The 13,335-nt window shown below is 56.2% G+C and carries 10 protein-coding genes; 4 read left to right on the top strand and 6 right to left on the bottom strand.

Annotated elements, in window-relative coordinates:
- The first annotated feature begins 25 nt into the window (after nt 1-25).
- The gene (ppa, locus tag ACLIBF_RS02730) at nt 26-556 is read left to right on the top strand and encodes an inorganic diphosphatase (RefSeq protein WP_031376399.1); all 531 of its coding nucleotides are present in this window, start codon (nt 26-28) and stop codon (nt 554-556) included.
- A 59-nt stretch (nt 557-615) separates the two neighbouring features.
- On the opposite strand, the gene ACLIBF_RS02725 is transcribed toward ppa, so the two are convergent.
- From ACLIBF_RS02725 to tamA, 3 genes are read right to left on the bottom strand one after another with little or no spacing between them, the layout of a single operon-like run.
- Nucleotides 616-969, bottom strand: a complete 354-nt coding sequence (locus ACLIBF_RS02725) for a gamma-glutamylcyclotransferase family protein (RefSeq protein ID WP_031376400.1) — start codon at nt 967-969, stop codon at nt 616-618.
- A gap of 2 nt (nt 970-971) precedes the next feature.
- A complete protein-coding gene (gene tamB, locus ACLIBF_RS02720) occupies nt 972-4,742 on the bottom strand; it encodes an autotransporter assembly complex protein TamB (protein ID WP_279810028.1) in 3,771 nt (1,256 codons plus the stop codon).
- Nucleotides 4,739-6,454 carry an autotransporter assembly complex protein TamA gene (tamA, locus tag ACLIBF_RS02715; protein WP_176035892.1) on the bottom strand — a complete coding sequence of 572 codons (1,716 nt, stop codon included), beginning with the start codon at nt 6,452-6,454 and terminating at the stop codon, nt 4,739-4,741. The genes tamB and tamA overlap by 4 nt, the downstream gene beginning before the upstream one ends.
- A gap of 521 nt (nt 6,455-6,975) precedes the next feature.
- Here tamA and ACLIBF_RS02710 point away from each other — a divergent pair.
- Nucleotides 6,976-8,298: a hemolysin family protein gene (locus ACLIBF_RS02710; protein WP_031376402.1), complete on the top strand. Its 1,323-nt coding sequence runs from the start codon at nt 6,976-6,978 to the stop codon at nt 8,296-8,298.
- A 172-nt stretch (nt 8,299-8,470) separates the two neighbouring features.
- Here ACLIBF_RS02710 and ACLIBF_RS02705 read toward each other — a convergent pair whose 3' ends face one another.
- Complete coding sequence (locus tag ACLIBF_RS02705) at nt 8,471-8,677, bottom strand: DUF1107 domain-containing protein (protein WP_003855513.1); 207 nt, start codon at nt 8,675-8,677, stop codon at nt 8,471-8,473.
- 315 nt (nt 8,678-8,992) lie between these two features.
- Here ACLIBF_RS02705 and ACLIBF_RS02700 point away from each other — a divergent pair, with 315 nt between their 5' ends.
- On the top strand, nt 8,993-9,550 hold the full coding sequence (locus ACLIBF_RS02700; RefSeq protein WP_031376403.1) for a YtfJ family protein: 558 nt from the start codon (nt 8,993-8,995) through the stop codon (nt 9,548-9,550).
- Nucleotides 9,551-9,591: 41 nt separating this feature from the next.
- Here ACLIBF_RS02700 and cysQ read toward each other — a convergent pair whose 3' ends face one another.
- Nucleotides 9,592-10,335, bottom strand: a complete 744-nt coding sequence (gene cysQ, locus ACLIBF_RS02695) for a 3'(2'),5'-bisphosphate nucleotidase CysQ (protein WP_031376404.1) — start codon at nt 10,333-10,335, stop codon at nt 9,592-9,594.
- 293 nt (nt 10,336-10,628) lie between these two features.
- Here cysQ and ACLIBF_RS02690 point away from each other — a divergent pair, with 293 nt between their 5' ends.
- Nucleotides 10,629-12,569 carry a bifunctional 2',3'-cyclic-nucleotide 2'-phosphodiesterase/3'-nucleotidase gene (locus tag ACLIBF_RS02690; RefSeq protein ID WP_089561913.1) on the top strand — a complete coding sequence of 647 codons (1,941 nt, stop codon included), beginning with the start codon at nt 10,629-10,631 and terminating at the stop codon, nt 12,567-12,569.
- A 127-nt stretch (nt 12,570-12,696) separates the two neighbouring features.
- Here ACLIBF_RS02690 and fklB read toward each other — a convergent pair whose 3' ends face one another.
- A complete protein-coding gene (fklB, locus tag ACLIBF_RS02685) occupies nt 12,697-13,317 on the bottom strand; it encodes an FKBP-type peptidyl-prolyl cis-trans isomerase (protein WP_031376406.1) in 621 nt (206 codons plus the stop codon).
- Nucleotides 13,318-13,335 lie beyond the last annotated feature (18 nt).

Genomic DNA, 13,335 nt, shown 5'->3' with positions numbered 1-13,335 from the left:
CATACGACTACTGAAGGAATGCCCGATGAGTTTGAACCAGGTGCCAGCAGGTAAAGACCTGCCAGAAGATATCTACGTAATCATTGAGATCCCGGCCAATGCCGATCCGATCAAATATGAAGTTGATAAAGAGTCTGGTGCCCTGTTTGTAGACCGCTTCATGTCTACCGCCATGTTCTATCCGTGCAACTACGGCTACATCAACCACACCCTGTCACTGGATGGTGATCCGGTTGACGTGCTGGTCCCAACGCCATACCCGCTGGAGCCAGGTTCTGTGATCCGCTGCCGTCCGGTTGGCGTGCTGAAAATGACCGACGAGTCTGGCGAAGATGCCAAACTGGTTGCGGTTCCGCACACCAAACTCTCTAAAGAGTACGATCACATTAAAGATGTGAACGACCTGCCAGAACTGCTGCGCGCACAGATCACCCACTTCTTTGAACATTACAAAGATCTGGAAAAAGGCAAATGGGTGAAAGTGGATGGCTGGGATAATGCCGAAGCTGCTAAAGCCGAAATCATCTCCTCTTACGAGCGCGCACAGAAGAAGTAATTCTGCTGTCAGCCGATAAGTCGAAAAAAAAACACCGTCCAACTGGACGGTGTTTTTGTTCAGGCCTCTGGCTCTTCATCACGCTTTAGCCAGTCCCCGCTCATAATACGCTGGCGTCCTGCCACTGAGCGTTGATAAACATAAAGCCATGCGCTGCCAAACGGCGTCTGAATCAGATGACGTTTGTACTCCCCTCCCTTGGTGCGTAACGCATCCAGCTCGCCAAGGGTGGAGGCATCAATGCGGTACACTTCACACTGCACCGCTCCATTGCCTTCAATCACGCCGGGATAATGTCCCAGACTGTAGAGCTCAAAGCCCTCAATCTGGAAATCACCCAGCCATTGCGCATTCGTCATCCAGTGACTGTTTCCCTGTTTGCGCCGTAAACTGCCGTAGACAATTATTCGCATTGCTAAAACTCAAACTGATAGAGCAAATCGAGAGCCTGATCCACACCGGACACGGCTTCCAGATAGAGTTTAGGCATCAGGCGGTAACGCAAGGTTAACGTCGCCAGTGAATCAAATATGCCAACACCGTATTTTACCTGCAGACCCGGTAGTACATAGCCGCTGACCTGCACCTGCTGGCTGTCGCCAACACCGGCAGTATCAAGGGCCAGATTACTGACACCGAATGTCTCGCCGATTTTACCCACAACCTGCCCACTTTGTGCAACCCCTAAGCCAACAAGCGCTGAGGTTAACGCGTTACTGTCGCCGTCGCTGCCGAGTCCCTGACCGCGCAGCAGGTAAGAGAGCGCTTCCTGTTGCGACATCGCCGGATCGGAGAAGACTTCAGCTTTTGGCTCGTCTGCCAGGCCGGTGACGCGCAGTCCGGCGGTGACATCATCTTCAGTCGCCTCCGGGTTACGGATCGCTTCAAGGTTGATGTAAGGCTGGTCAGGCGGTCCGGCAAACTGTAGCTCGCCCTTACGCACAATCAGATCCTGGCCATAGGCGTGGAAACGGCCGGAAGGAATATTGATCTGGCCGTTGAGGCCGAGGCCGGATTTGTCCTGCACCAGTTTGAGATCGCCATTGAGCTTCGCTTTCAGTCCGAACGCGGAGAGCCGCACATCATTACCGACGTGGATCACCAAATTGCTGTTGATTGGAATGGCGGCGGTTTGCGGCTGAATCGGCTTGAGGTTCTTATCCAGCATCACTTCATCCGAAGAGACGCCGGTGGCGCTTTCCGGCACTTCCTGCACCGTGATGCGCGCCCAGGGAACATCCACCCGGCCCGACAGGTTAAATGCCGCAGGCGTGGCTTCAAACACCAGATCCGGCGAGACATCCATCCGCACCATCGGCGGCACCGTTACCCGGACCCGGCTGCCCTGCGCCGCTACACGTGCACGCCAGTTATCAAGCTGGCTCCAGTCGGCGTTACCGTTGAGGTTGATGTTGCCCTGCGCGGTCTGAATCAGCCCGTTGAGGGTCGAACTCATGCCGTTAAACACCAGATTGAGGTTGGCGGCGGTCAGATCGACCGGCATGAAGCTGCCATCAACATCGACATCAGACAGGCCGAGCTGACCAAACACCTGCGGCTGCTGCACGCTGCCCGCCAGCCGTAAACTGCTGTTCAGGTTGCCTTTGATCTTCTCGCCCTGCATCAGTGCCGGGTTCAGCATCGCCAGCGACAGGTTGCGGATATTGACGTTGCCGCCCAGCGTGCGGCGGTTTTCCGGATCGGTGATCTGGACGTTACCATCCAGCTGACCGTTGTTGGCGATGCGGATCAGCCAGTCGAGCTGCGCACGGCCGTCACGCAGCGCCGCATTCAGGTTCAGGGTATCGAAGGCGACGGGCAGCGTATTGCCCTGCACATCCTGCTGAACTTTGACGCCGTTACCCTTCAGCGACACCGTACCGGTTGGCAGGCCTTCGCCGGCACGCCAGTTAACCCGCACGTCACCGCTGAATACGCCGCTGAGCTGGGTCGCATCAGGCATAAACGGTTTAACCATCGCCAGATCAAAGCGATTCAGTACCACGTGCGCCTTGCCGCTCGGACCGGCTTCCACCGGTTCCGGTACGCAGAGCTGGGCATTCGGGTTCTGCCAGCAGTGCGGCCCGATGGTGGCGGTCTGTTTGCTATTGAGGTAGTCGATAGCCATCGCCCGCGTCAGCCGCCATTCCCCTACCGGGGTATCGAAGCGGGTATTGTTCAGTTCGCCTTTCCAGCGCTGCGCCTGGCGGTCAAAGCTGCCGTTCAGCGCCAGCTGACCTGACACCGGCTCGCCCTGCACATTGAGCTTCAGCTGATGCTGATGCTCGTTGCCGTCGGCATTCAGGGTCAGCAGGTTAATGCTGAGCGCATCCTGCTTCAGCTGTTCGACGCGCAACTGCAGCTTGCCGGCCACCTGCTCGCCGGAGCGGACATCACCGTTCAGCGTGACGCGGTTAATCTGCATCTGCTGCCAGCGCAGGCCACGGGCATTGAGATCGGCCAGCAGCTGCGGCGCGCTCAGGGTTCCACGCGCTTTAATCGTGCCGTTGACCACGCCGCCCAGGCCCGGCAGCGCATTGTCGAGCTGAGGCGCGTCGATGCTGGCATCAAGATCCAGCTGCTCACCCAAAGCGCCCTTCACATCCAGATGATTACGACCCAGCGCCAGTTTAATGCCGGGTATCTTCCACTGGTTGTAGCTGTTGCCGGTGAGCGAGCCATCCGCCGTGACCGCATTCTGCTTCACATTCCCTTTCAGCTGTAGCTGCGGCACGCTTAACTGCCAGCTTCCGCCGTAGAGACTGCCGCGGGTAGTAATTTTGCCATCCAGCCGGGCGGGCCAGTCGGGATACTGCTGAGCGGTATTGATGCCGGCCAGCGTCAGTTCACTGCGCCAGCTGATCGCCTTACTCCAGTCGACCAGCGCAGTCAGATCGATATTGCCCTGCAATGCCGCGATGCGCAGTTTATCGAGGCTGAACTGCTCGACGTTACCTTTCCCCGTCAGTGAAATGTTCGCCGGCGGCACCGTTTCCCCTTTCACCGCGGTACGCAGCGACATGACGTAGTCGGTCGCTTTGCCTTTGAACTGGTAGTCGAGGTTATCGGCCTGGTACTGCACCGCACCGGTTAAAGGCCAGCGCAGCTGTGGGCTGGTGAGCCGCAGCGACAGCGGCAAACCCGCCACCGCCAGCTGGGTAGTAGCATCGAGCTGTGCTTTCACCGGACCGGAAAGGTTGAGCGCCAGCTTCAGCTCATCGCGCATGGCACCGTTAAGCTTCAGCGCGATTTTTTCGCCTTTGATCGGATCGGTATTCACGTCACCGTTAAGGGTGAAATCGACCGGCCAGTTATCCGCCAGCGTGGCCTGGCCGCTGCCGTTCAGCTTGCCGAGGTTCGAGTCCACCTCCAGCGTGCTGAGCTGCATCTGGCGGTCAGCGGTTTTGGCTTTCAGCAGCAGCCGACCGATCGCAATGTCGGTGTCGCCGGTGATGCGCAGCTGTTCGCCAAGGATCTGCTGCACATCAATATCCAGCGGCAAGCGGAAATCGGGTAACGCCGGCAGCAGCGGTTGCGCGAACATCGCCTGCAGGGTTTCACCCAGCGGCTTCTCCGCCGGTTTCGGCTGCTGCACTTTCGGTTGTACCACCTGCTCGTCAGCAACCTGCGCCGCTTTCGGCAGGGCAATCAGCAGGCTTTGAATATGGGTCGGATTAAGCGTCAGCGCGCGATCCTGCCACTGCAGGCCGGTGGTGAAATCCAGCAGCGAGATGGCGGTGTCATCAACTTTCACATTGATATTGTGTAGGCCGAGATGCCGCAGGGTGATTGGATAAGGCGTGCTGAGGTTGGCGTTGCCGCTCTCCTCTTCCGGCGGCGGCTCGCTGGCCGGCGTCATTTTCTTACTGTCGACCACCACGCTGATATCGCTCAGCGAAACATCGTTCACGCAGACCGATGAGTGCAGCAGACAGTTGAGATCGACGGCGAGGTGAATCTGACCGGCATCCACGCTGACGCCGGGCATCTCATAACGCAATCCGCTCAGGGTCAGATTACGCCAGCCACCATCGACCTGCTTGATCGATAAGCCCGGCACCCAGCGTGAGGCACCGTTTAGCAGCAGATGTAAACCGGGCGTGGTGCCGACTAAAAACGCCACGCCGCCTAATAGCAGCACCAGAAAAATCAGAATGCCGATCAGGACCTTTTTCCACAGCTTCATAGTTCAGGCCCCAGTCCTATGTAAAATTGCAATCCATGTTCCTCGTCATCCCCAATCGGTCGGGCGATATCCAGCTTGATCGGCCCCACCGGTGAAGACCAGCGCACGCCGAAGCCGGCGCCGGTTTTAACATTACTCTGTTTGATATCGTTGACCGCTTCGCCCGAGTCGACAAAGACCGCTCCCCACCATTTGCCGCTGACGTTGTACTGATATTCCAGCGATCCGGTGGCGAGCTTAGAGGCACCGGTCAGTTTGCCGTCCTCATCGCGTGGTGAGATATCTTTGTATTTGTAACCGCGAATGCTGCGGTCGCCGCCCGCGAAGAAGCGGAGATCCGGCGGGACTTTTTCGAAGTCGTTGGTTTCGATCCAGCCGAGATTGCCGCGCGCGACAAAACGGTGTTTATCACCGAGCGTGCGGATCCAGACGTTCTGCGCCTGCAGAATCAGGAAATCGACATCCGAACCCCAGGTGGTATCAGAAACATCCACCGAGTAGCGCTGTGTGTCGCCCCAGGTCGGCATTAAGCCGCCGCGTGAGCGGGTTCGGTTCACGCTGACGCCAGGATAGAGCAGCATGGTGGTGTTGGTGACGCTGCCCTGGGTAAAGTGGTCCAGGCTCCAGCGCAGGTTAATCGCTTTCTGCCAGCCACTGCTGCTGTCCCAGTTGCGCGACATCGCCAGCGTGGTGGTATCGGCTTTGGTATCGTTGAGGTCGGTGCGCTTCAGGCCACCGGAGAAGGTGTAATACTGCTCCAGCGGGCTTTTCAGCAGCGGAACTTTATAGCTCAGATCGACCTGCTGCTCCGGCGCTGAAACATAGGCGCTGGCTGCCAGACTGTGGCCGCGATCGTTGATCCACGGTTTTTTCCAGGTGCCTTTCAGGCGCGGTCCGACATCCGTCGAGTAGCCTACCCCGGTTTCAATGGTGTTTTCGGTACGCGGCGACATCACCGCATTGAGCGGCAGAACTTTGGTTTCGCGGCCCTGTTTAAACTCCGGGGCCACTACCACTGAGTTAAACCAGCCGGTGGCGGAGAGACGGCGGTTCAGCTCGGCTAAATCGCGGGAGGTGTAATAGTCGCCCTGCTTAAAGGGCACCAGATTTTGCAGATACTCCTCGCGAATTTGCGAGCCTTCAAAGCTGACATCGCCAAAGCGGTAACGCTGACCACTGTCGTAATCAATATCCCAGAACGCTTCGCGCCGTTCGACCGATACGCCTAACTGGCTTTTCTTAAAGTTGCCATCGAAGTAACCATTGCGCAGAGCAAGATTAGAAAAACCACTTTTGAATTTATCATACTGACCGTGGTTAAGCTGGGTGCCTACTTTGGGCCGTCCCTGCGCTACCCAGGCTTTATAGTCGGCATCGTTACGTGCATCGCCTTCTATGACGATGCTGCTGCCGCCAATTTTAACCGGTTCGCCGGGCGTGACCCGCGCCACCAATACCGGACGACCGCCTTTTGGCGGCGCAGGACGGGATTCAAAGTCAATTTCCGGCTCATAATAGCCGAGCGCGCGCAGCCCCTCTTTTATCGCTACCGAAACGCGTGCGCGAAAGCGGCCGTCGTTCGAGACTTCATCGTTGCCGATGGTCGACAGGCGCGCCCTGACGTTTTTTTGCAAATCCCCGGTTAAACCTTCTACCTGTAATCGTACCGTTGCCGCCTCAAGGGCGGGCGCGGCAAGCAGCAGGCTGGCCATGCAATAAACATGAAATCGTGGCACCTGTACTCCTGTTAAACATGCCGGCCCCTTTTCCGCGGGGCACTTATTAATCATCTTTGCCTGCGCTAGCGCGACGGCAACACCCTCATAATAGCCGCACTTTATGCTAATCGGCGGCGTAAAATCGACTTCTAAGTCAAATGCCCGGTTATTGTCGGTAAATGACGCGGGCGATACAACCGCTGTGGAGAGGAATGATTGTCGCCGCTGGCTTCACTCGGATTAATCTGAACCAAGACCGCGCCGGACCGGCCAGCTCTCCGCGCGTCAACAGGGCGTTTGCCCTCTGGCGGCCCGGTGATAGCACCTGCTATAATCTGCCACCACAGGCATTTCGCCTGTTTTCATTTCTGCCCCGACATTGTCCTTTCCTGTCGAACTGGCGCAGACATTTTTGGCACGGATAGCCCTGTTTGACGGGTAAGCAGATCAGTTACGATCTCACCTGTACGCTGCCCAGGCCAAAAATGACAAGTGGATAACCCTTTGGATCTCTTATGTTAGATAGCTTACTTGTCATCCTGTTACTGATCGTAATCAGTGCATTTTTTTCCCTGTCGGAAATCTCGCTGGCGGCCGCCCGCAAGATCAAACTCAAACTGCTGGCGGATGAGGGCAATATCAACGCGCAACGCGTGTTGAAAATGCAGGAAACGCCGGGCATGTTCTTTACCGTGGTGCAAATTGGTCTGAACGCCGTGGCTATTCTCGGCGGTATTGTCGGCGATGCGGCTTTTTCGCCGGCGTTCAGCAGCCTGTTTAACCGCTTTGTCGCACCAGAACTGGCGGAGCAGCTCAGTTTCATCTGCTCGTTCACCATCGTCACCAGCCTGTTTATCCTGTTCGCCGACTTAACGCCAAAACGGGTCGGTATGATCGCCCCGGAAACCATCGCTCTGCGCATCATTAACCCTATGCGCTTCTGCCTGCTGTTAATGCGTCCGCTGGTGTGGCTGTTTAACGGTCTGGCTAACGTCTTCTTTCGCATCTTCAAACTGCCGATGGTGCGCAAAGACGATATCACCTCTGACGATATCTATGCGGTGGTGGAGGCCGGTGCGCTGGCCGGGGTGCTGCGTAAACAGGAACATGAGTTAATCGAGAACGTGTTTGAACTGGAGTCACGTACCGTTCCATCGTCGATGACCTCACGCGAAAACATCGTCTGGTTTGACCTGCATGAGGATGAAACCAGCCTTAAAACCAAAATCGCCCAACATCCACACTCTAAATTCCTGGTGTGCAGCGGCGATATCGATCATATCGTCGGTTACGTTGACTCAAAAGAACTGCTGCTGCGGGTGCTGGGAAATCAGAGTATGGCGCTGAACAGCGGCTTGCAGATCCGTTCTGCGCTGATTGTGCCGGATACGCTTACGCTGTCTGAAGCGCTGGAGAGTTTCAAAACCGCCGGTGAAGACTTCGCGGTGATCATGAATGAATATGCGCTGGTGGTTGGCATCATCACCCTGAATGACGTGATGACCACGCTGATGGGCGACCTGGTCGGTCAGGGCATGGAAGAGCAGATTGTGGCGCGTGATGAGAATTCATGGCTGGTGGAAGGCGGTACGCCGATTGATGATGTGATGCGGGTACTGGACATCGATGACTTCCCGCAGTCAGGCAATTACGAAACCATCGGCGGCTTTATGATGTATATGCTGCGTAAAATTCCCAAGCGTACCGACTTCGTGAAGTTTGCCGGTTATAAATTTGAAGTGGTGGACATTGATAGTTACCGCATCGACCAGTTACTGGTGACCCGCATTGATGAGCGGCCGCCGGTGCTGAATATGACCAAGAGCGAAGAAGAGTAGAATGGCTAAGCGCCTGGCCTGTCAGGCGTAATGGTTGCAGGCAGTCTGGACAGGGACAGCGCGGAGCAAGCAGGGGTACAGGTAGTACGTGAGGATTGTGAGCATGAGCGGCGCTCAGACTGAGCCTGCCCTGCCTGGATAAACGCTAAGGGCGCCATCGGCGCCCTTTTGATTAGTTGAACTCAAGTTTCAGACGAACGACCTGGCGGTTAATTTCTGACATCACGCTCAGGTGCTGTTTGTCTTTGACGCGCGGGATTAACACTTTCCCTTTATCAAACTCAAACGCGCCGACATCCTTGATATACAACCTTCCTTTGAACAGCGTTTTTACATATTTCGCTATTTGCAGCGGATTATAGCGCTGGAAGATCTTCATACTGATTAACTCCTGTACAATTTTAAGCACGCTTCGCCGTTTCCAAAATAGGTACGAGCCCATGAAGCGCGAATTCGGGATAAACTATAGAACACTCAGCGCTGCTGATGTTCCGAAAAATGAATTTTTTTACTGAGTTGACACATCATTACAGAAGACTCTGTTATTACGCTCACACAACGCAGTATAAACCTTCAGTCGTTAAGGAATTGTGCTGCTGATAACAAACCTGACACCTTTCCAGGACAGCAGCATCATCCCCGCCTACTATTGCAATAAAATGACTAACTGGTCTGATCACTTAAGGAAACAGCGATGCGAATCACTCTGGCAGCGATAGTTTTGTCGTTACTGATACCGGCAAGCGTTATGGCGCATGATTTGAAGCAGGATGCGCGCGTACCGGCCGTCGGCGTGAATGACAAAGGTGAGCTGTTATTGCAGCAGGATAAGTTTAGCTATAAAAACTGGAACAGTGCGCAGCTGAGCGGGAAAGTTCGCGTGATTCAGCATATTGCCGGGCGTTCATCAGCCAAGCAAATGAATGCGGCATTAGTTGAAGCGATCAAAGCCGCGAAGCTGCCGCATGATCGCTATCAGACCACCACCATCGTCAATACGGATGACGCGATTCCAGGGACCGGCATGTTTGTCCGCAGCAGCATTGAGAGCAATAAGCAGCAGTATCCGTGGTCACAATTCATCGTTGACGACAAAGGCAATGTGCAGCGTGCCTGGCAGCTGCAACAGGGCGGCTCCGCCATCGTGGTGCTGGATAAACGCGGCACGGTGAAATTTGTTAAGGATGGGCCGTTGACGCAGGAAGAAGTGCAGCAGGTGGTGACGCTGGTGACCTCCCTGCTGGCGCAGTAGCGGTTGCAGAGTGGCGGGAGGCGAGCCTCCCGCTTAACCGGTTAGAACAGCGAGACGCGGAAGCCGGGATTGAGGAAGGATTCACGCGGCGCATAATCCAGGGTTTTGCCCTGCCAGTCGTGTACATGGGCACCCGCTGCCATCGCCACCGCGTGGCCTGCGCCGGTATCCCAGATGTTGGTCGGCCCGAAGCGCGGATAGAGCTGGGCTTTGCCTTCCGCCACCAGGCAGAACTTCAGCGATGAACCGGTTGCCACAGTCTGATGTTCACCCAGCTGTTTCAGATACTGCTTCATCTCATCATCGTCGCCGTGTGAGCGGCTCACCACCACCAGCGGTGGCCGGGCGTCACGCGCATGAATCTGTTCACGGTGGCCCCCCTCTTCTTTCCAGGCTTTGCCTTCCGCGGCAGAGTACATTACCCCCAGCGCGGGTGCATAGACCACGCCCAGCACCGGCTTGCCGGCGTCAATCAGCGCAATATTGACGGTGAACTCGCCGTTACGCTTGATGAACTCTTTGGTGCCATCAAGCGGATCGACCAGCCAGTAGCGCTGCCAGTGCTGACGCACCTCCCAGGCCGGTGGGTCCTCTTCTGACAGAACCGGTACTTCAGGCGAAAGCTGCGCCAGACCGTTGACGATCACCTGATGCGCGGCGATATCGGCAGCGGTGACCGGCGAGTCATCCGATTTGTGAGAAACGTCAAGCGGCGCGGCGTCGTTGTAAACCTGCATAATCGCGTCGCCCGCTTCGCGTGCCAGTTGGCAAATTTGCTCTAACATTTTTCACCTCGTTGTGTCCATCTGCTGCACGTTCAGTTCAACGCCTGATGGTTACATTTTAGCAGTTCCGCTCCGCCAGCCGATTGTACGGCGGCAGCACGGAGCAATTTATAGATATATCAATACCATAGTTACCTGTTTATCGCCACGCCTGCTGGCCCCGCCACAGTCTGAAAGCCGTTGTCCGCTGACCGATGCGCCAAAACGATACATCCATCACGATTTAAACTGACCACTCATCAGGCTTTTACATTATTTTGAGAGCCTTAACTTATCTGGCAGCAGGAGCAAGCATGTTTAAGCCTGGAATGATGTTACTGGCCCTGAGCGTTTCCGTCGCCGCGCAGGCGGCAACGGTCGATTTGCGGATACTCGAGACCACCGATCTGCACAGTAACATGATGGATTTCGACTACTACAAAGATACCCCTACCGAGAAATTCGGCCTGGTCCGGACCGCCACGCTGATTCATGCGGCGCGCCAGCAGGTTAAAAACAGCGTGCTGGTCGATAATGGCGACATCATCCAGGGTAGCCCGCTCGGCGATTATATGGCGGCCAAAGGGCTTAGCGCGGGCGAGATCCATCCGGTTTACAAAGCGCTTAACACTCTCGACTACAGCGTCGGTAATCTGGGTAATCACGAGTTTAACTATGGCCTGCCTTACCTGAAAAAAGCGCTGGCTGGCGCACGCTTTCCTTATGTCAACGCCAACGTTATTGACAGCAAAAGTGGCAAGCCGCTGTTCACCCCCTACCTGATTAAATCGACCGAGGTGGTAGATCGTGACGGCAAAACGCAGACGGTGAAGATTGGCTACATCGGCTTTGTGCCGCCACAGATCATGGTGTGGGATAAAGCCAATCTGCAGGGTAAAGTGCGGGTGGATGACATCACTGAAACCGCCCGCCGCTACGTACCTGAAATGCGCGCCAGGGGTGCCGATATCATTGTTGCTATTCCCCACTCCGGCCTGAGCAGCGAGCCGTATCATGCGCTGGCGGAAAACTCGGTTTACTACCTTAGCCAGGTTAAAGGCATCAACGCCATTATGTTTGGCCATGCGCATGCGGTATTCCCGGGCAGTGATTTCGCCAGTATCAAAGGGGCGGACATCGCCCAGGGGACGCTGAACGGCATTCCAGCCGTGATGCCCGGCATGTGGGGCGATCATCTGGGTGTGGTCGATCTGGTGCTGGATAATGACGGCGGACGCTGGCAGGTCAGCAGCGGCAAAGCCGAGGCGCGGCCGATTTATGATACCGCAGCGAAAAAGTCATTAGCGGCGGAAGATCCGGCGCTGGTGAAGGTGCTGGCTGACGATCATCGTGCTACGCGGGCATTTGTGGCCAAGCCGATCGGCAAATCCGCCGATGTGATGTACAGCTATTTGTCACTGGTGCAGGACGATCCGACCGTGCAGATCGTGAATAATGCGCAGCGCGCCTACGTTGAACATTTCATTCAGGGCGATCCGGATCTGGGTCGTCTGCCGGTCCTCTCTGCGGCAGCACCGTTTAAAGCGGGTGGCCGCAAGAACGATCCGGCCAGCTACGTTGAAGTTGAGAAAGGAGCGCTGACCTTCCGCAATGCCGCCGATCTCTATCTTTATCCGAATACCCTGGTGGTGATGAAAATCAGCGGCGCGCAGGTCAAAGAATGGCTGGAATGTTCGGCGGGCCAGTTCAATCAGATCGATCCGCACAGCAGCAAAACCCAGTCGCTGATCAACTGGGATTTCCGTACCTACAACTTTGACGTAATTGACGGGGTTAATTATCAGATCGATGTGACCCAGCCAGCGCGTTATGACGCTGAGTGTCAGCTGATTCATCCGCAGGCCTCACGCATTCGCCAACTGAGCTGGCAGGGCAAGCCGATCGATCCGCAGGCAACCTTCCTGGTGGCAACCAACAACTATCGCGCTTACGGCGGCAAGTTTGCCGGTACCGGCGATAAGTATATTGCCTTCGCCTCACCGGATGAGAACCGTTCCGTGGTGGCCGCCTATATCAGTGCGGAAACCAAAAAACAGGGCGAAGTCAGGCCGCAGGCGGACAATAACTGGCGTCTGGCGCCGATTGCCTCTGCCACGCCGCTGGATATTCGCTTTGAAACCGCGCCAGGCGATAAAGCGACCCACTTTATTCAGCAGCATGCACAGTATCCGCTCCAGCCAAAGGGCACGGATGCGATCGGTTTTGCTCTCTGGCAGGTAAATTTACAGCAGTAAGAAGCAAGAGGCAGCGGCGGGCAGAACCGCCGCTGGCGTTCCCCTTGTCCGGCACGCTGACAGATGCTCAGGTCAGGCCCGCGAGGGGACGCAACGCTGCCCCCGCAAGGGGAGCAGCGCCGGGGTATTACAGGATTTCCAGCAGCTCTACTTCAAAAATCAGGGTGCTGAATGGCGGGATAGAGGCACCGGCACCACGCTCGCCGTACGCAAGGTTGTGTGGGATCACCAGTTCCCATTTTGAGCCAACCGGCATCAGGGTCAGCGCTTCAATCCAGCCCGCGATCACGCCGCTGACCGGGAATTCTGCTGGCTCACCACGTGCTACGGAGCTATCGAACACGCTGCCGTCAATCAGTTTACCGGTGTAGTGCACACGTACGCGATCCTGGCGGGAAGGGATAGGACCTTCGCCCTGGGTGATGACGCTGAACTGCAGGCCGGATTCGGTGCTGCTCACGCCTTCACGCTGCGCATGTTCCAGCAGGAATGCCTGACCTTCTGCCGCCATCGCTTCGGTGCGCTCACGGCGCACGCCTTCTGCGCGTTCATGCACTTCACGCAGTGCGCGATGAACCACATCAACCGGTACCGCCGGCGAGTTCCCTTCCAGCGCGTCGCGCAGGCCCGCGAGCAGTGCTTCTGGCTGCAGCCCCTGCAGACCAGATTCCAGCAACTGCTGGCCAACCTGTAAACCAATACCGTAACTTGCTTGTGCTTCGACGCTGTCGAAAGAAGGGGTAGTCATCTTCGTTCCTTTCACTCT

The sequence above is a fragment of the Pantoea sp. PGP6 genome, from assembly GCF_053474785.1.
The sequence above is the reverse complement of the archived record's forward strand: the minus strand, read 5'-3'. Positions and strand labels throughout refer to the sequence as shown.

Excerpts from the sequence above, each read along its gene's own strand:
- ppa (WP_031376399.1), top strand. The coding sequence starts at position 26 with ATGAGTTTGAACCAGGTGCCAGCAGGTAAAGACCTGCCAGAAGATATC.
- ACLIBF_RS02725 (WP_031376400.1), bottom strand. The coding sequence starts at position 969 with ATGCGAATAATTGTCTACGGCAGTTTACGGCGCAAACAGGGAAACAGT.
- tamB (WP_279810028.1), bottom strand. The coding sequence starts at position 4,742 with ATGAAGCTGTGGAAAAAGGTCCTGATCGGCATTCTGATTTTTCTGGTG.
- tamA (WP_176035892.1), bottom strand. The coding sequence starts at position 6,454 with ATGGCCAGCCTGCTGCTTGCCGCGCCCGCCCTTGAGGCGGCAACGGTA.
- ACLIBF_RS02710 (WP_031376402.1), top strand. The coding sequence starts at position 6,976 with ATGTTAGATAGCTTACTTGTCATCCTGTTACTGATCGTAATCAGTGCA.
- ACLIBF_RS02705 (WP_003855513.1), bottom strand. The coding sequence starts at position 8,677 with ATGAAGATCTTCCAGCGCTATAATCCGCTGCAAATAGCGAAATATGTA.
- ACLIBF_RS02700 (WP_031376403.1), top strand. The coding sequence starts at position 8,993 with ATGCGAATCACTCTGGCAGCGATAGTTTTGTCGTTACTGATACCGGCA.
- cysQ (WP_031376404.1), bottom strand. The coding sequence starts at position 10,335 with ATGTTAGAGCAAATTTGCCAACTGGCACGCGAAGCGGGCGACGCGATT.
- ACLIBF_RS02690 (WP_089561913.1), top strand. The coding sequence starts at position 10,629 with ATGTTTAAGCCTGGAATGATGTTACTGGCCCTGAGCGTTTCCGTCGCC.
- fklB (WP_031376406.1), bottom strand. The coding sequence starts at position 13,317 with ATGACTACCCCTTCTTTCGACAGCGTCGAAGCACAAGCAAGTTACGGT.